Below are 17,452 nucleotides of genomic sequence, written 5' to 3' on the forward strand. Positions count from 1 at the left end.
GCGGCGATTGTGCAGTATGCTCGTTGTATTGCTCGTCATGACCGGCGGGACATTTCTGCTGATGCAGCTCTCGCCGGTCGATCCGGTCGCCTTACACTTTGTCATGATGGGCGTTCCCGCCGATCCGCAGCTCGTTGCGGAGTTCCGCGCGGAGCTGGGGCTCGATCAGCCGCTCATCGTTCAATATGTGCACTGGCTGCGCGGTATTCTCTCGGGTGATCTCGGCTACTCGATTGCCTATGGCGTTCCCGTTGCGGATCTGGTGCGTGATGCGTTGCCGCGAACACTGGAACTGGCGGGGCTTTCTGTCCTGTTTGCTGCGGTGATTGTGTTTCCGCTCGGGCTGCTTGCGTTTTACCGGCATGGGAAGTGGGCAGATCATGCGGTACGGATCGTATCATTTCTTGGGATTTCTTTGCCGACCTTCTGGGTCGGTCTTTTGTTGATCCTGCTGTTTTCCGTTCATCTGCGGCTCGTTCCTGTGACGGCGACCGACGGCCTGCGCAGCATGGTTCTGCCTGCAGTATCTCTTGCCGTCTGGATTGCGGGACTCTACATCCGCAGACTGCGCAATGCACTGCTTGAGGAGGGCGGGAAAAACTATGTCATGGGGGCACAGGCGCTCGGACTCCCCAAACGCATTGTCCTATGGCGTTATATCATGCCGAATGCCTTGACGGGACTTGTCCCCATGATCGGGATCACGCTTGGAAACATCCTCGGCGGTTCCGCCGTGATTGAGACCATCTTTGGCTGGCGTGGCATGGGACAGCTGATGACGACGGCGATTCTGGCGCGAGACTATCAACTGATGCAGGCGTATGTGCTCTGGGGGGCGGGGATCTTCGTCGTGATGAACTTCATTGCCGATTTTCTCTGTCTTTTCCTTGACCCGCGCCGTATGCAGGAAGGGGGGGCGCGTCAGCTATGACATACCTGTGGAGCAGACTGCTGCGCAGACGGGATTTTGCCGTCATCGGTGTACTGCTCATTGCGTGGGTGCTGCTTGCCGTATTCGCGCCCTATGTTGCGCCCTGCAATCCCTATGAGCAGGATCTGACGATGCGTCTGGCGGGCAATACGGCGGCGCATCTTTTCGGTACGGATCAGCTTGGGCGCGATATATTCTCGCGTATCCTGTATGGCGGGCAGATCAGCCTTGCGGTCTCCCTGCTCATCGTTGCGATTACCGCAATTTTTGGAATAGCAGTGGGGATGCTTACGGGATTTCTGCGGGGATCTGCGGACAGAGTTGTGACGGCGCTCTTGGATTTTTTTCTCGGAATGCCGTCCCTTGTCGTTTCGATTGCACTGATTGGCATATTGGGGCCGAGCATTCCGAATCTCATCCTCGCGCTGTCGTTCACGCATTGGGCGGAGTATGCGCGTGTCGCCCGCACGCTCGTGCAGTCGGAGCGGGAGAAGCCCTATGCACGGTATGCGGTGTTCAGTGGGGCAGGAATTTTGGGCGCACTGTCCTCCTATCTCCTGCCGAACATCCTGCCACGCCTTTTGGTACTCATCTTTCAAAATATCGGAGAGATCCTGCTCACGGTTGCGGGCTTTTCCCTCATCGGCATCGGCGTACCTCTGCCCTATCCGGAATGGGGGGCGATGCTCATGGGCGCACGCGACTATTTGCAGACCGCGCCGCAGCTTATGATCTACCCCGGGGCGGCGATCTTTGTGACGATCTTTCTGTTTAACTATATGGGGGATATTCTGCGCGATGTGATGGATCCGTCCGGGGGGTGATGCGTATGGCGGGGAATCGTATTTTGTCGTAGTCGTTGGAAAAGGAAGGAGAAACCTATGAAAAAATTGTATGTGCTCACGAGCCTTATGCTTCTGGTGATGGGGCTGATGGCGGGCTGTGGGTCGGAGAAACAGGAGGCTGCGGGCAAGCATCTGAATGCCGCCCTATATTGGTTCGGTGAGTCCGTCGATCCCGCGCACGAGTGGGACGGGTGGACGGTCACGCGCATCGGCGCGGGCGAGACACTCGTGACGGTTTCGGACAAGATGGAGTTTACGCCGCAGCTTGCGGACAAATGGGAGGCAGTCAATCCGACGACATGGCGCTTTCACATCCGTGAGAATGTGAAGTTCCAAGATGGAGAGGCAATGACACCGGAGCTTGTCAAGGCTTCGCTCGAACGTACGCTGAAGGAGAGCCCGCGCTCGCAGAAATCCTCGAAGATCAAGGAGATCAAGGTGGACGGGCAGAATCTTATCATTGAAACGACCGAGCCGTACGGTGCTCTGATTGCTGCGCTGACGGAGCCCGCCTTTGTCATCATCAACACGAAGGCGGATCTCACGAAGGCGGATTCCGCACCTGTGCTGACGGGACCCTATCAGATCGTCGGCTTCAAGAAGAACGAGGAGATTCAGCTCAAGAAGAACGAGCACTATTGGGACGGTACGCCGGGGCTTGACACGCTTACGGTCAAGAATATCGAGGACGACAACAAGCGCGCGATGGCACTGCAGTCGGGCGATCTGGATCTCATTCAGCGCTGCAATGGCGCGAGCCGCAGCCTGTTCGAGAATGACAAATACAAAATCCACGAGGTTACGGGCGTTCGTGTCTATATGTTCCGCATGAATTTCGAGCGGGCACTCGCCGATGTGCATCTGCGCCGCGCACTCAGCTATGCGGTGAACTATGACGATCTTGTCAAGATCGAGGGCAACGGTACGGCTGTGGCGGGTGCGTTGTTCCCGCCGCATCTGGGTCCCGCCTATCAGGAGTCGCTGCGTCAGCATATGGATCTCACGAAGGCGGCAGAGGAACTTGCCGCAGCGGGATATACGGCGAAGAATGCGGACGGCTATGTGACAAAGGACGGCAAGGAACTTGAACTGACGGTCAATGTGTGGGGCAGCAAGACGGAGATCTACGAGGCTCTGCAGAACCAGCTGAAACAAGCGGGCATCAAGGCGACGATTCGCCGCATCCAGAACTCCGAGGAATCCAAGACGAAGCGTGACTTCGATCTGACGGAGAGCAACTGGATCACGCTCGGTACGAACGATCCATTCTGGTACATCGATCAGACGCTGCGTTCGACCAGCGAGGAAAACGTCGGTCGTTACAGCAATCCCGAGGTTGACAGCCTGCTCAGCCGTATGGGAGACGCGGCGGATGTGAAGGAACGCCTTGCGATTGCGGGGAAGATCGAGGATCTCGTGTTGCAGGATACGCCGAGCCTTTTCCTTTTCAGCGTGGCGAATCAGGTCGTTGCGACAAGCAAGGTGTCGGGCGTCTATATGCACCCGATCGACTACTACCTCATTACGAAGGATCTGACGATTGGCGGGAAGTAAGTCGGTGTCCCTGCTTTCGATTTCGCGGCTGACCCTGCGCATCGGTACGCATTGTGTGCTGCATGATGTGACGATGACGGTCGGGCGCGGTGAGATTGTGGCTGTCGTGGGGGAGAGCGGCTGCGGGAAATCAACGCTGCTGCGTGCCGTCATCGGCATTCTGCCGGACGGCGGCATCATCGACGGCGGCGAGATCTCCTTTTGTGGGACGGAACTGCTCGGTGCTGCCGCGCATGTGCGCAGCAACCTCATGGGGCGGGACATCGCCGTTCTTTTTCAGGATCCCGGTGCCTATCTGAATCCCATACGCCGCATCGGCGCACAGTTCTCCGACTATCTGAAGGCGCACGGCGCGGGACGCAGTTGGCGGGAGACCGCGATTGCCGCTCTGCGCCGTGAGAATCTGGAGGATCCCGAAAAGCTCATGGAGGCGTATCCGTTCCAGCTCAGCGGCGGTATGCGTCAGCGTGCTGCCACGGCAATGACACTCTCGCTCGCGCCGAAACTCCTCCTGGTCGATGAGCCGACGAGCGCACTCGATGTCATTGCGAGCCGCAGTCTGCTCGACCGACTAAAGGGGATGTCAACGGAGCAGGGCTGTTCCATCGTCTTTGTGACACACAACATGGATGCCGCTGCCTATGCAGCGGATACCATCTACATCATGCAGAGCGGCAGTATTGTCGAGCATGGTGGGGTGGGGGATGTCCTGCACCGACCGTCGCAGGCCTATACGAAGGTCTTGTTGGACGCAGTTCCGTATTTGACGTGAGGATCGGGGGGCGTATGAAAGAATATGTTCTTCGTGTTCAGAATCTGAAGAAAACCTATCGTGAGGGAACGCGCGTTGTCGAGGCAGTCAGGGGCGTGTCCTTTGACCTGTATGCGGGGGAAATTACCGGAATCGTCGGTGCCAGCGGCTGCGGAAAGTCGACGCTGCTCCAGATGATTGCGGGGCTCGAAACGCCGTCAGACGGCTGCATTTCCTTTTTGGGACAGACGCTGACAGCGGGGCGGAGCGGATGGCGGCGCGATGTCTACCGACATCTCCAACTGATCTTTCAAAATCCGCTTGAGGCATTCAGCCCGCGTATGACCATTGGACAGTTCATGCTTGAGCCGCTGCGCCGTTTCGGTCTTGTCACAGACGAGGAGGAACGCAGCACACTGCGTATGATGTTGGGGCGCGCACATCTGCCGGCCGATGCGGCAGAGCGTCTGCCGCACCAGCTCAGCGGCGGGCAGCTTCAGCGGGCTGTGATGGTTCGCGCTCTCTTTGTTCGGCCCAAGTTGCTGCTGTTCGACGAGCCGACCAGTGCATTGGATGTGGTTACGCAGGCGGCTCTTCTGGACTTTATTCGCGAACTGCATTCTGAGTATGGATTTACAGGTCTTTTTGTCACACACGATCTTGCTGTTGTGCAGAAAATGACGACACAAGTTCTTGTCATGGAGCACGGTGAAATCGTCGAAGACCTGCCGTCCACTGCACTGAAGGAGGCGTCACACCCCTTCACACGGCGGCTGATTGCAGCACAGCTGCCGCATGACCGCATCTAACACATAAAACGGGGCTGCTGTACGAAGTTTTTTTGCTTCGTACAGCAGCCCCGTTCGTGTGCGTATACTCAGATCCTGCTCTTGATTTTGTCGAGGATGGAGAGTACCTCCTCGGATAGACGGTCGATCTCGGGCAGGTTCCGTTCGACCTCCTGCATATGTTTGTCATCGTATGCACGGATCGTGGCAGCGCAGAGTTTGTGGAACTGTTCGTGCACGATGCCGAGTGTCTCGAACTCGGGCATATGTCCGTATTTCTCCTTGCCCTCGGCGAAGTACCATTTTCCGAGGCGGCACAGTGCATGGTTCTCGACATCGGCGGCGTTCAGCTCGACATTGCCCCACATGAGCTGGTGAATCCGTATGCCCCAGACCATGTGGTCGGTCTTGGCGAATTCGATCATTTCCTTTGGTCCGAAGCCGAGTTTCAGACCGCCGATCTTCATGCGTACGGCGTTGATTTTGCGAATCGAATCATACATATCGTGATTGCACGTCTTGGAGCCGTCCGTCATGCGTACGACGTCCCCGGTGGTGGACTGGAGGGTGGCGTTCATCTCCTCGAACGCGGCGGACTGGCGCTGTGCGAGCGGTGCCAGATCGGCGATGGTTTTGTTGATCGCATCAAAGACAGAGGTGAGCTTGCCCGTCTCGTCGGATGCCTGTTCCACGGCATCCACGTTGGCGCGGAAGGAGTCGTCCATGTGCTGGAACTCGCCCGTGATCTGTTCGACACCCGTGCGGATCTTCGTCAGCTGGTCGCGAATCTCGTCGACGGAGTTCTTGGACTGCTCCGCGAGTTTTCGCACCTCGTCCGCAACGACGGCGAATCCGCGTCCGTGCTCACCGGCGCGTGCCGCCTCGATGGAGGCGTTGAGTGCGAGCAGGTTCGTCTGCTCGGCGATGCCGTTGACGGTGACGACGAGGTTGTCGATGCTCGCCGTACGCTCGTGCAGCGTATGGACATCCTGCGTCATGTTTGTAAGTCCGGTCTGTGCCGTCTCCGTCTCACGCGCGACGATTCGGATGCCCGTCTGTGTGAGATCCATTGCCTCCCTGCCGCGTCCGGTCTGATCCGCCGTCTCCGATGTCGCCTCGGCGAGGTGAACGATGTCCTCGGTCATTGAGCCGACCGCATCGAGCAGCTCTTTGACATTCGTCTCCACGATGCGGTTCTCACGTGCCAGCTCGTTCAGCTGCGCGGAGGCGCGTATAATATCGTAGACGGATCGGTTGATCTCCAGCGACAGTCCTGTCAGCGTCTCACGCCGCTGCTGTGCGAACTGTTCGATGAGGTGTGCAATGGTCTGCAGCGCGGGATCTTTGAGCACGGGCGGCTGTTGGGTCAGCTCCCCGTCGAGAAGAGTCCGCAGATAGTTCTCCACCGCCTTTTTCTCTCCCTGCGTGGAGGCCGTGGATGGCTGTTTCGCGGAATCCTTTCGTGATGAAAAAAACATAATACATCCTCCCCTTGGAACAGATACAAACAATTATCTATTTGAAAAATTATGATAACAGAGAACAACAATCATCATATCTATGGTTTGCTTATATTATCATAATCTCCATCGGATGCAAAGAAAAATATTTTGTATACAAAAAACCGTCGAATCCGAGGAAACGACGGTTTTTCATGATTTATTTTCAACGAGTGTGATGGCTGTCCTTCAGAATGCCGACCATCGCCTTCTGGACGACATCAAGTACGTCGCGGAGCAGCGCATTGTACATTTCGCCGCCGTCAACGACACCGCGTCCATTCTCCGTGAGGAAGAATTTCTTCGGATGATCGGATGCTGCATATGCTTCATCAAATTTCGCCTTGACCAGTGCTTCAAAATCCATGAAAAGCCCTCCTTAAAATACAATAACCAATACGAAGATTATAGCATATTTTTTACGTGCTGTCCCAGTTCTTTTACAGATTTTTCACAAAAAATGTCAAGGGATCAGCAGTGCGTTGGCAAGTCTGTCCAGTCCGCAGGAACGCAGTGTAAGACGCAGATCCTCAAGCGGGGCGATGAGCGGAGCAAAGGCAAGGCGCAGCTTAAAGCGCGTGAGGGTGTGCATATTTGCGCCGAATATGGGGATGCGATCCATCTGATAACGCCCCTCGGTGGGGGTGGAGAGCCCGTAGTGGACGGTGAAGCCGCCGCGGTATCCCGCTGCGCGGGTAATCTCCTCGATTTCCGGATTGACACGTCCGCCGGGATAGGCGATGTAGTGCATATCATAGCCGATTTTTTCCGAGAGGAGGTCATGGGAGTCTGCAATCTCGTGGCGCAGCTCATCCGCAGAGTCCAGTTCTGCAAGGTTGGCGTGCGTCATTGTGTGGCTTTCGAAGCGGATCAGCCCCGATTGTTTCATCTCGTCGATTTGTTCCCACGTCAGATAGTTCGGATAGGCGTTTGTAAAATCGTAGATGAGGAAGATGGTCGCCTTGAATCCGTATTTTTTAAGGATGGGGTAGGCGTATTCGTAGTTGTCCGCATAGCCGTCGTCAAAGGTGATGATGACGGGCTTTTCGGGCAGCGGCGCGCCGTTCTCAAGGGCATCCATCATCTCGTCGATCGTGATCGGTGTATAGCCCTCCTCCGCGAGATATGCCATCTGCGCCTCAAACTGGTCGGGCCAGAGTGTGAGCGGGTTGCCGTTCTTCTGCTCCACTTGATGATAGTTGAGGACGGGAACTCCCGGGGATGAATGCATGAGAACGACACCGACCAGGAGGAGCAGCAGAGGGAGAACAAGCAGGGCTGACAACAGGGATTTGCGCGAGAGTTTCAAAATGGATTACCTTCTTTTTAGAATGAGGGGAAGTATCGGATCTATCAGCACTCCAATCGTACCGACTTGACAAGTGTAGCCGATTGACTGCCGCATGTCAAGCATTCGTGATTCCGCAGTATGCAGTGAAAAAACTTTGATAAAAACACAGATTGGGGCTATAATGCAGAGGTATAGTTGCCACAGAAAGGGAGAAAGAATGAATCGAAATGAACTGTGTTGGTGCGGCAGCGGAAAAAAGTACAAGAAGTGTCACGCGGACTTTGACGAGCGTGTCGCATCCATCCGCTACGATGTGCTGAGAGGACAGGTGCGCCCGCCGCGCAAGATCATCAACAATGCGGCAGATATTGAGGGAATCCGAAAAGCTGCGGTCATCAACGACGGTGTGCTTGATCTCATGGAGACGCTCGTGCGTCCCGGTGTGGATACGGAGACACTGGATCGCGCGGCACACGACTACATTGTGGAGCGCGGCGGGATTCCCGCGTGTCTCGGGTTTGAGGGATTCCCCAAGAGTATCTGCACCTCGATCAACAATGTGGTCTGCCATGGCATCCCGTCGCAGAAGGATGTGCTGAAGGAGGGCGACATCGTGAATGTCGATTCGACGGTCATTCTCGGCGGCTACTATGCGGATGCCTCGCGGATGTATCTCGTCGGCAAGGTGCCGGCGGCGGCGGAGCGGCTTGTACAGGTGACGCGGGAGTGCATGGAGCGCGGCATTGCGGCGGCGCGTCCATGGCATTTCCTCGGAGATGTGAGCGCGGCGTGCGGCGACTGGGCGCACGCGAACGGCTACTCTGTCGTCACGGCACTTGGCGGACACGGCGTCGGCAAGGGCTTTCACATGGAGCCGTTCGTTCCGCACGTAGGCGAGGCGGGGACGGGGATGCTCATGGTGCCGGGCATGGTGTTCACGGTCGAGCCGATGATCAACGCGGGCGACTACGATGTGACGGTGGATGCAAAGGACGGCTGGACGGTGCGGACGAAGGATCATACGCTCTCCGCGCAGTGGGAAAAGACGATCCTCATCACGGAGACGGGCGCAGAGGTACTTTCATCATGACACATTTCGATCAGCTTGGTGTATCGGAGATGCTGTGTGCGCTGCTCAAAAAGCAGGGCATTATGGAGCCGACCCCCGTGCAGGAACAGGCGATCCCGCCCATGCGTGCGGGGCGGGATGTGATCGCACAGGCGCAGACGGGAACGGGCAAGACGCTCGCGTTCCTCCTGCCGCTGCTTGCGAAGATCAAACCGCAGGGAGCAGTGGCACAGGCGCTTGTCGTCGCACCGACGCGCGAGCTTGCCGTCCAGATCGCACACGTTGCCGAACCGCTCGGGACGGCGCTTGGCATCGGCACCATCGCGATCTATGGCGGTGCGGATATGGAGCGGCAGAAGGAAAAGCTGCGCCGCCATCCGCAGCTCATCATCGGCACGCCGGGACGGCTGCTCGATCACGTGCGGCGCGGAACGCTCGCACTCGGCAGCGTGAACAAGATCGTGCTTGACGAGGCGGACGAAATGCTCAAGATGGGCTTTATCGAGGATGTGGAGGCACTGCTCGCGCAGACGGCACAGGATTATCAGCTTGCGCTATTCTCGGCGACCATGCCCGCACGTATCGTGCAGCTTACAAAGAACTTTATGACGAATCCTGTACGCATCCATATGGAAGGAGAACGGACGACGCTCGACAATATTGAGCAGATTGTCCTTTCCGTGCGCGAGGGGGAGAAGATCGACCGTCTCTGTGCCTCCATCAACGAGGAAGCACCGTATCTTGCGATGGTGTTCTGTGCGACGAAGGAACGCACGCGTGCGCTCATGATGGAACTGGCACATCGCGGCTACCTCGTTGACGCACTCAGCGGTGATCTCACGCAGACGCAGCGCACCTTCGTCTTGCGGCAGTTCCGTGCGGCGAAGCTGCAGATCCTGTGCGCGACGGACATCGCCGCACGCGGGCTTGACATCGAGGGCGTGACCCATGTCTACAACTACGATCTGCCGCCGACCGTTACCGACTACATCCACCGCATCGGACGTACGGGACGCGCGGGAGCAAAGGGGAAGGCATTTACCCTCGTCGCCGCGCATCAGCATGAGAAGCTGCGCAAGATGGAGGCGGCGCTCAAGGAACGGCTGCGGCGTGATGCCGTCAAGAAAAAGCCGCGCCAACCCCATCCCGCCGAGGAGCGCGGGCAGATCGCCGCGCGAAAAGGGGAGCGGAAACGGACGGCAGCGAAATGCGCCAAGCCGAAATCGCGCGGCAGGAAGGCGGGCAAGACCGTGACGAATATTGGGCGGCGCAGTCGGAAACGCCGCTGAATCAAAAGTTTTCACACAGCAGGAAAACAATTCATTTCGTCGAATCTATATAAAGTACAGATAATTTCAACAAGGAGGCATATTCATGATTGGGATTAAGAAGGTCATTGCGATCATCTGCGGGGGCGGCCCTGCGCCGGGCATCAACAGCGTCATCTCCGCCGTTGTGAGCGAAGCGACGCGGCACGGCTGGGACGTGCTCGGCATCTATGATGGCTTCTCGCGGCTCGCACGCGGTGAGAAGAACTACGTGCGCCTTGAGCCGGCAAATATCAGCCGCATCCACCTGACGGGCGGCTGCATCCTCAAAATGTCGCGCTTCAACCCGACGAAGAAGGAATCCGATCTGCGCACGGTTGTCGAAACGCTCACGGAACTCGGCGTGACACACGTCGTCACCATCGGCGGCGACGATACGGCATTCAGCTCGATGGCGGTCTCCGAGTATGCACGCAAGATGGGGCGCACGATCAACGTCGTTCACGTCCCGAAGACCATCGACAACGATCTGCCGCTGCCCGAGGGGGTTCCGACGTTCGGTTTCGAGACGGCGCGTGCGTTCGGCACGATGGAGATCGAGAATCTCATGGAGGACGCGAGCACGACGAACAACCGCTGGTACTTTACCATTGCCATGGGGCGCACGGCGGGACATCTCGCACTCGGCATGGGACGCAGCGCGGGGGCGGCGATCACGATCATCCCCGAGGAGTTCGCACAGGACAAGATCCCCCTGCAGCAGGTCGTTGACGTTATCACGGGCTCGATCGTCAAGCGATACCTCACGGGACGCAACTACGGCGTCGCCGTTATCGCCGAGGGGGTCATTGAGAAGATTGCCGAGGAGGACTTTGCAAAGCTCGGCAGCGTCGTCACGGACGAGCACGGACACATCCGCTACAGCGAGCTGGACTTCGGCGAAATTCTCAAGCAGGCAGTGCTCGCCGAAACGAAGAAGCTCGGCATCACGATCACTGTCATCGACAAGGAGATCGGCTACGAGCTGCGATGCACAGCACCGATTGCGTACGACATCGACTACTGCCGTTCGCTCGGATATTCTGCCGTCAAGTTCCTGATGAGCGGCGACTCGGGGGCAATTATTACGATTCAGGACAATCAGGCGGTACCGATGCGTTTTGATGAGATCCGCGACCCCGAGACGGGCAAGACGAAGGTGCGCAAGGTCAACATCCAGTCCGTCCACTATCGGATTGCGCGCGGCTTCATGATGCGCCTCGAAAAGGGGGATCTTGAAGATCCGGGGCTTGCGAACGCCTACCGCATGACGCACGAGGAGTTCAAGGAGCGTTACGCCTATCTCTTTGACGGCGACGCTGCGGAGTAACACAAGAGCGGGAAAATGATGGAGCAGAAATTTTCTGCTCCATTTTTTCTTTTGGCACTTGACGCGGCTCTCACTTTGCCGTATAATACCATCTTGTTAGCGCACAGCGCGAACGTTAATATCGCGGGGTGGAGCAGTCGGTAGCTCGTCGGGCTCATAACCCGAAGGTCACAGGTTCAAGTCCTGTCCCCGCAACCAATTTCATAGCTTTCATGGGTAGGTGGCCGAGTGGTTAAAGGCAACAGACTGTAAATCTGTCATCTTCGGATTACGATGGTTCGAATCCATCCCTGCCCACCACTTTCATCGCGGGGTGGAGCAGTCGGTAGCTCGTCGGGCTCATAACCCGAAGGTCACAGGTTCAAGTCCTGTCCCCGCAACCAAGTCCCGTCGCTGGTGTAGCTCAGTCGGCAGAGCGTATCCTTGGTAAGGATAAGGTCACCAGTTCAATCCTGGTCATCAGCTCCATATAACGGCGGCATAGCTCAGTTGGCTAGAGCATGCGGTTCATACCCGCAGTGTCCGGAGTTCAAATCTCTGTGCCGCCACCATTTTGGCTTTTACCCCCGTTTTGGGGGTTCTTTTATGCTTTTTGGCGCTTCGGTGCTTTCTTGAGAAAATCTGCCGTGTACATTGACAGCGTTTTCCAAGTGTGATAAATTGGTAAGAGTGATTTCATAACAGATAACGAGGAGAGTTGATATTCATGCGCAACAACATTACGCTTGAGTGCACGGAGTGCCATAGCCGCAACTATCGCACGAACAAGAACAAGAAGAACAATCCGGATCGTCTGGAGTTCAGCAAATACTGCAAGTTCTGCCGTAAGCACACGCCGCATAAAGAAACAAAGTAAGCGTCCTTTGTCATGGGAAAAATAGTCAAATTCCTGCGGGAAGTTGTCGCAGAGATGAAGAAGGTTTCGTGGTCCACGAAGAAGGAACTCGTTACCTATACGGGCGTTGTCGGCATCGCGATCGTCGTCGTCTGCGCATTGATCTGGATCTGTGACACCATTTTTGCCCGTGTATTTCAGGTCATACTGCATTACTAGACCGGGAGAGGGACATGGCGGATAAGGAAGAACTCTATCTCAGACAGGCAAACCCCCACCGGGCTTGGTATGTCATCCACACCTATTCGGGCTATGAGAACAAAGTCAAGGCGAATCTCGAACGCCTCATGCACTCGGCGAGCATGAGCGACATGATCTTCAACGTCGTTGTCCCTGTGGAGAACGAGATCGAGATGAAGGACGGCAAGGAAAAGGTCGTCCCGCGCAAGGTGTTCCCGGGCTACGTCCTCGTCGATATGATCGTCGATGAACACTCTTGGTACGTTGTGCGCAATACAACGGGAGTCACGGGCTTTGTCGGCTCGGAGAAACACCCCATCCCGCTGACGGCGGAGGAGGCGGAGCGCATTCTCTCGGGTTCTGTCGGTGCGCCGAAGCGCCGTACGAAGGTGAACGTCGGGGATACCGTGCGCATTGCCTCGGGCGCATTCGAGGACTATGCGGGCAAGGTTACATCCATCGACGCGGCAGGGCTTCGCGTCCAGGTGGATGTGGAGGGAACCCCCCTTGATGTCGAGATGGATCAGGTCGAATTGATCTGATGGGAACACATATACATTGAAAGGAGGTGATGTGTCGATGGCAAAGAAGGTTGCGCGTGTCGTAAAACTGCAGGTTCCTGCGGGCAAGGCGACACCGGCTCCTCCGGTTGGACCTGCACTCGGTCAGGCGGGCGTGAATATCATGGCGTTCGTCAAGGACTTCAACGAGCGCACGGCAAAGCAGGCGGGGCTCATCATTCCGGTTGAGATTACGGTTTTTGAGGATCGCTCCTTTACCTTTATCACGAAGACCCCTCCGGCGGCAGTTCTGCTGAAGAAGGCGGCGGGCATCGAAAAGGCATCGGGCGAGCCGAACAAGACGAAGGTTGCGAAGCTCCCGCGCGCGAAGGCGCGTGAGATCGCCGAGTCCAAGATGCCGGATCTGAACGCTGCGTCGATCGAGGCGGCGACATCCATGATTGAGGGGACTGCCCGCAGCATGGGAATTGAGATCACAGACTAACGCCTGTGATGAAGTGGAAGGGCGTACGCCCGTTATACCACGAAGGGAGTTATTCATGGCAAAGTTTGGTAAGAAATACCAAGACGCTGCGAAGCTCATCGAGAGCGGCAAGCTCTACGCTTCGCAGGAGGCGATGGAGCTCGTGAAGAAGACGGCGACCGCCAAATTCGACGAGACCATCGAACTGCACGTGCGCCTCGGCGTTGATCCGAAGTATGCGGATCAGCAGGTGCGCGGCGCGCTTGTCCTGCCGAACGGCACGGGCAAGACCCAGCGCGTTCTCGTTTTCGCCAAGGGCGAAAAGGTCGCAGAAGCAGAGGCCGCAGGTGCGGACTTCGTCGGCTCGGATGAGATCGTGCAGAAGATCCAGGGCGGCTGGCTCGACTTCGATGTCGCCGTCGCAACGCCCGACATGATGGGTACGGTCGGCCGTCTCGGTAAGGTGCTTGGTCCCCGCGGACTCATGCCGAACCCGAAGCTCGGCACGGTCACGATGGATCTCAAGAAGGCGATTGGCGAGATCAAGGCAGGACAGGTGGAGTACCGCACGGACAAGGCGGGCAACGTCCATGTCCCCATTGGCAAGGCGTCGTTCGACGCGGAGAAGCTCCGCGAGAACTATCAGGCAGTCATCGACACGCTCATCCGTGTGAAGCCGGCAGCGGCAAAGGGGCAGTACATCCGCTCCATCACGGTTGTGGCGACGATGGGTCCTGCCGTCCCCGTTGCGCTCAGCTAAGAAGCTAAGAGCGTACGGAATTTCCCCGGGCTGTAGACAGCAGGTTTGCGCGAGCATCTAACGACTTTTGTCGCCTGCCGAGGCCGGACGTGAATTAGAACATTCATCTCCGGCAGTGTAGCAGCCGGAGATTTTTCATTCGAAAGAATAAGAGCCGTCCGGATTGGTGCGGATTTTTGTTCGAGCAAGGAGGAACACCGGACGCGCAGTTAAGTCCTGCGTGGAGGATGTTCCGACGCGGCAAGAACGGAAGGACGTGCCAAGATGAACGGCGACAAGAGAGGAGGGAAATGATTACATGGCAGATCATAAGAAAGAAGTCATCGTCGAGAAGCTGAAAGAGCAGCTCTCCTCGGCGAAGGGCGCGGTCTTTACGACGTACAAAGGTCTTACGGTCGCACAGGATACGGAGCTGCGCCGCGAGCTGCGCGCTGCGGGCGTTACCTATCACGTCGTAAAGAATACGATGGTGCGCCGCGCAGCCGACGCGCTCGGACTGGAGGGACTTGACCCGCATCTTGAGGGCACGACGGCATTTGCATTCTCAGCAGAGGATGCGGTCGCTCCGGCGAAGGTCATCTGTGGCTACATCAAGAAGAACAAGCTGGACGACAAGGGCGTTCTGTCCGTCAAGGTCGGTACCGTCGAGGGCAAGGTCATCGAGGCGAATGAGGTGCAGGCGCTTGCGTCGCTCCCGTCGCGCGAAGAGCTTATCGCAAAGCTCATGGGCAGCATGAATGCGCCGATCACGAACACGGTCAATGTGCTCCAAGGCGTTATCCGCAATGCCGTCTATGTGCTTGATGCAGTGCGTGCGCAGAAGGCGTCCGCATAAAACATACAGAGAGAAATTACATTATTTTGGAGGTATATCATGAACAAGGATCAGATTCTGGAAGCCATTGAGAACATGACCGTTCTCGAACTTTCCGAGCTCGTCAAGGCGATGGAGGAGAAGTTTGGTGTCAGCGCTGCTGCGCCGGTTGCTGTTGCTGCTGTCGGCGGCGCAGCTCCTGCCGCTGCTGAGGAGGAGAAGACGGAGTTCACGGTCGTTCTCGCAGCTGCAGGCGACAAGAAGATCAACGTCATCAAGGCTGTCCGTGAGGCGACGGGGCTCGGTCTGAAGGAAGCGAAGGAGCTCGTTGACGGCGCACCGAAGCCGGTCAAGGAGAACATCGCCAAGGCTGAGGCTGAGGAGCTCAAGAAGAAGCTCGAAGAGGCCGGCGCAACGGTTGAGCTGAAGTAATTCCGGCGAGATGGCATTGAATCGGTGATTTACCGGAACCGCTTTCCTATTATGGGGAGGCGGTTTTTTGTTGTCTTGCTATTTATTTTTTTACATGGTATGCTTTGTTTGATAATCACGTGTTGTTTTATTAAAAAAATTTAGTCCATCGTTGGATGGTGCAAAGGGGGGGATGTTATTGCCTCTGGTAATTGCTTATGAAATTTCCGAGGTACTTGTGCAGCAGTTTTGTGGCATATCCAAAGAACGTGGAAAAGAGATTGCAATGCGAACATAAAAGTCTAGGAATAAAGTCGCATATATGTTAAAATAAAAGACAAAATAAACGATAATAGCATTGAGATAGGAACGTAAATCAGATGCATGGAGGAACAGGCACGGATGAAAAAATATAAGAGAGCGAATCGTACAGGCGTGCGGCGTGTCGGCAGACATACGGCGCGCTTCTTTCTTGTTTCCTGTATTGCGTTTTCTGCGTGTGCGTCCCTTGTGTCTGCGGCGGAACGACCGAACGGAGAGAAAAGCGTCCGTGTCATGCGCTATACGTTCTCGGGGGAGAACCCCGTGACAGCGGAGGAGCTTGCGGATGTGCTTGCACCGCATCGGCATCAGGACGCGACGCTCGCAGAACTTGAGGCACAGGCGGAGGAGATTACGAAGTATCTGCGTTCAAAGGGGTATTTTGTGGCGTTTGCCTACCTTGCCCCGCAGAACTTCAAGGATGGTGTCGTCGATTTTACGATTGTGCCGGGGCGTTACGACCGGATCATTGTGAACAACGAGTCCTATCTGACAGATGCCGCGATTCGGCGAGAGATGGCGATTGCGGCAGGACAGCGGGTGGAAAAGCATACGCTCAATCGCGGCGTCTGGCTGACGAACGATCTGTCCCGTGTGGAGGTCAATACACAGCTGAAGGCGGGCAGTCGGCAGGGGACGACGGATCTCGTCGTCAATGTCAAGAACAAGGGACATCGTACATGGGGCTATGTCGGTGTTGACAACGGTGGATACCGTTATACGGGACGCTATCAGTACAGTGCGTTCGTCAACTATGCAAGTCCTTTCCGCGAGGGCGATCTGTTCTCGATCGGCGGTATTATGTCAAACGGCGGGATGTGGTCGGGCTCGGCCTCCTACTCGACACCGATTGCAAAGCAGGGGGAACGCGTCGGCGTGAGCTATGCGCGTTCACATTACACGCTCGGCGGTGCGTTCGCCGCACTCGACTATACGGGGACGGCACAGACACTGAGCTTCAACTGGCAGCACAATTTTCGGCGCAGCCGCAATGTGAACCTCTACGGCAGTATCCGCTATGATATGAAGAGCCTCAACGATGAGGCAAAGAGTATGGCGTACAGCAACCCCAAGAGCGCACGCAACTGGGTGTTCGGCGTGAACGGCGACAATCTGGATCGGTTCTGGACGGGCGGGCGCAATACGTTCTCTCTCGCCTATACGCACGGGGATCTTTCGATTGACGATGGGATTCAGCGCAGCTATGATGTGGCGACGGCGAAAACGGCAGGTCATTTTGGCAAGTGGAATCTCGAACTTACGCGTCTGCAGCATATGAGTGAACGCGTTTCTCTCTATCTGACCTACAATCGTCAGTGGGCATCGAAAAATCTCGACGCGTCGGAGAAAATGTCACTCGGCGGCCCGAACGGGGTGCGTGCCTATCCCGTCGGTGAGGCATCGGGGGACGACGGATGGCGCTGGTCCTCGGAGTTGCGTTGGAACCTGCCGACGCGCGAGGGGGATGAGAACGTCTGGCAGCTGATCGCATTCCTCGATGGGGGACATGTAACCCTCTATCACAACGGACTTTTAGGCTACCGCGGACCTGCGGGGCGTAGCCTCTACGGTACGGGGGTGGGCGTGAATTGGAGCAATCAGGACAACTGGGTGCTGCGCGCATATTATGCGTGGAAGCTCGGCAAAGAAGCGGCGGTTTCGGACACGGATCGCAGCGGACGTTTTTGGTTTCAGCTTTATAAATTCTTCTAAGCGGAAAAG

At 56.5% G+C, this 17,452-nt stretch carries 19 protein-coding genes and 5 tRNA genes; 21 read left to right on the top strand and 3 right to left on the bottom strand.

Features of this window, described 5'->3' with window-relative positions; all coding sequences use genetic code 11:
* Positions 1-16 precede the first annotated feature (16 nt).
* From QU667_RS02970 to QU667_RS02990, 5 genes are read left to right on the top strand one after another with little or no spacing between them, the layout of a single operon-like run.
* Positions 17-931: an ABC transporter permease gene (locus QU667_RS02970; protein WP_304987850.1), complete on the top strand. Its 915-nt coding sequence runs from the start codon at positions 17-19 to the stop codon at positions 929-931.
* Positions 928-1,755 (top strand): ABC transporter permease, encoded by an 828-nt coding sequence (locus QU667_RS02975; RefSeq protein WP_304987851.1) that lies wholly within the window; start codon positions 928-930, stop codon positions 1,753-1,755. The genes QU667_RS02970 and QU667_RS02975 overlap by 4 nt, the downstream gene beginning before the upstream one ends.
* 57 nt (positions 1,756-1,812) lie before the next feature.
* On the top strand, positions 1,813-3,330 hold the full coding sequence (locus tag QU667_RS02980; RefSeq protein ID WP_304987852.1) for an ABC transporter substrate-binding protein: 1,518 nt from the start codon (positions 1,813-1,815) through the stop codon (positions 3,328-3,330).
* Positions 3,317-4,102, top strand: a complete 786-nt coding sequence (locus tag QU667_RS02985; RefSeq protein ID WP_304987853.1) for an ATP-binding cassette domain-containing protein — start codon at positions 3,317-3,319, stop codon at positions 4,100-4,102. Before QU667_RS02980 ends, QU667_RS02985 begins: the two co-directional genes overlap by 14 nt.
* 14 nt (positions 4,103-4,116) lie before the next feature.
* A complete protein-coding gene (locus QU667_RS02990; protein WP_304987854.1) occupies positions 4,117-4,890 on the top strand; it encodes an ABC transporter ATP-binding protein in 774 nt (257 codons plus the stop codon).
* A gap of 68 nt (positions 4,891-4,958) precedes the next feature.
* Here the strand turns inward: QU667_RS02990 and QU667_RS02995 are convergent, their stop codons facing one another.
* The 3 genes from QU667_RS02995 to QU667_RS03005 all read right to left on the bottom strand — a co-directional run bounded on the left by QU667_RS02995 (position 4,959) and on the right by QU667_RS03005 (position 7,677).
* Positions 4,959-6,347, bottom strand: a complete 1,389-nt coding sequence (locus QU667_RS02995) for a methyl-accepting chemotaxis protein (protein WP_304987855.1) — start codon at positions 6,345-6,347, stop codon at positions 4,959-4,961.
* 187 nt (positions 6,348-6,534) lie between these two features.
* Positions 6,535-6,735, bottom strand: coding sequence for a hypothetical protein (locus QU667_RS03000; RefSeq protein WP_304987856.1), 201 nt, complete (start codon positions 6,733-6,735; stop codon positions 6,535-6,537).
* Positions 6,736-6,831: 96 nt separating this feature from the next.
* Complete coding sequence (locus QU667_RS03005; RefSeq protein ID WP_304987857.1) at positions 6,832-7,677, bottom strand: polysaccharide deacetylase family protein; 846 nt, start codon at positions 7,675-7,677, stop codon at positions 6,832-6,834.
* A 199-nt stretch (positions 7,678-7,876) separates the two neighbouring features.
* Between QU667_RS03005 and map the strand changes: the two genes are divergently transcribed.
* The 16 genes from map to QU667_RS03085 all read left to right on the top strand — a co-directional run bounded on the left by map (position 7,877) and on the right by QU667_RS03085 (position 17,443).
* The gene (map, locus tag QU667_RS03010; protein ID WP_304987858.1) at positions 7,877-8,749 is read left to right on the top strand and encodes a type I methionyl aminopeptidase; all 873 of its coding nucleotides are present in this window, start codon (positions 7,877-7,879) and stop codon (positions 8,747-8,749) included.
* Positions 8,746-10,017: a DEAD/DEAH box helicase gene (locus QU667_RS03015; RefSeq protein WP_304987859.1), complete on the top strand. Its 1,272-nt coding sequence runs from the start codon at positions 8,746-8,748 to the stop codon at positions 10,015-10,017. The genes map and QU667_RS03015 overlap by 4 nt, the downstream gene beginning before the upstream one ends.
* Positions 10,018-10,102: 85 nt before the next feature.
* A complete protein-coding gene (gene pfp, locus QU667_RS03020) occupies positions 10,103-11,365 on the top strand; it encodes a diphosphate--fructose-6-phosphate 1-phosphotransferase (RefSeq protein WP_304987860.1) in 1,263 nt (420 codons plus the stop codon).
* Between the two features lie 122 nt (positions 11,366-11,487).
* Positions 11,488-11,563 (top strand) — tRNA-Met (locus QU667_RS03025).
* Positions 11,564-11,579: 16 nt separating this feature from the next.
* Positions 11,580-11,665: transfer RNA gene (locus QU667_RS03030), tRNA-Tyr, on the top strand.
* A gap of 7 nt (positions 11,666-11,672) precedes the next feature.
* A tRNA-Met gene (locus QU667_RS03035) sits at positions 11,673-11,748 on the top strand.
* A gap of 9 nt (positions 11,749-11,757) precedes the next feature.
* Positions 11,758-11,833 (top strand) — tRNA-Thr (locus QU667_RS03040).
* A 6-nt stretch (positions 11,834-11,839) separates the two neighbouring features.
* A tRNA-Met gene (locus tag QU667_RS03045) sits at positions 11,840-11,916 on the top strand.
* 155 nt (positions 11,917-12,071) lie between these two features.
* A complete protein-coding gene (rpmG, locus tag QU667_RS03050) occupies positions 12,072-12,221 on the top strand; it encodes a 50S ribosomal protein L33 (protein ID WP_006307107.1) in 150 nt (49 codons plus the stop codon).
* Between the two features lie 12 nt (positions 12,222-12,233).
* On the top strand, positions 12,234-12,419 hold the full coding sequence (secE, locus tag QU667_RS03055; RefSeq protein WP_006307106.1) for a preprotein translocase subunit SecE: 186 nt from the start codon (positions 12,234-12,236) through the stop codon (positions 12,417-12,419).
* Positions 12,420-12,433: 14 nt separating this feature from the next.
* The gene (gene nusG, locus QU667_RS03060; protein WP_304987861.1) at positions 12,434-12,982 is read left to right on the top strand and encodes a transcription termination/antitermination protein NusG; all 549 of its coding nucleotides are present in this window, start codon (positions 12,434-12,436) and stop codon (positions 12,980-12,982) included.
* 37 nt (positions 12,983-13,019) lie between these two features.
* Positions 13,020-13,445 (top strand): 50S ribosomal protein L11, encoded by a 426-nt coding sequence (rplK, locus tag QU667_RS03065; RefSeq protein ID WP_006690943.1) that lies wholly within the window; start codon positions 13,020-13,022, stop codon positions 13,443-13,445.
* Between the two features lie 55 nt (positions 13,446-13,500).
* Positions 13,501-14,184, top strand: coding sequence for a 50S ribosomal protein L1 (gene rplA / locus QU667_RS03070; protein ID WP_304987862.1), 684 nt, complete (start codon positions 13,501-13,503; stop codon positions 14,182-14,184).
* Positions 14,185-14,482: 298 nt separating this feature from the next.
* Positions 14,483-15,019: a 50S ribosomal protein L10 gene (gene rplJ / locus QU667_RS03075; RefSeq protein WP_304987863.1), complete on the top strand. Its 537-nt coding sequence runs from the start codon at positions 14,483-14,485 to the stop codon at positions 15,017-15,019.
* 39 nt (positions 15,020-15,058) lie between these two features.
* Positions 15,059-15,430, top strand: a complete 372-nt coding sequence (rplL, locus tag QU667_RS03080; protein WP_304987864.1) for a 50S ribosomal protein L7/L12 — start codon at positions 15,059-15,061, stop codon at positions 15,428-15,430.
* A 381-nt stretch (positions 15,431-15,811) separates the two neighbouring features.
* A complete protein-coding gene (locus QU667_RS03085; protein ID WP_304987865.1) occupies positions 15,812-17,443 on the top strand; it encodes a ShlB/FhaC/HecB family hemolysin secretion/activation protein in 1,632 nt (543 codons plus the stop codon).
* Positions 17,444-17,452: the final 9 nt, after the last annotated feature.

The organism is Selenomonas dianae, assembly GCF_030644225.1.
Lineage (GTDB): Bacteria > Bacillota > Negativicutes > Selenomonadales > Selenomonadaceae > Centipeda > Centipeda dianae.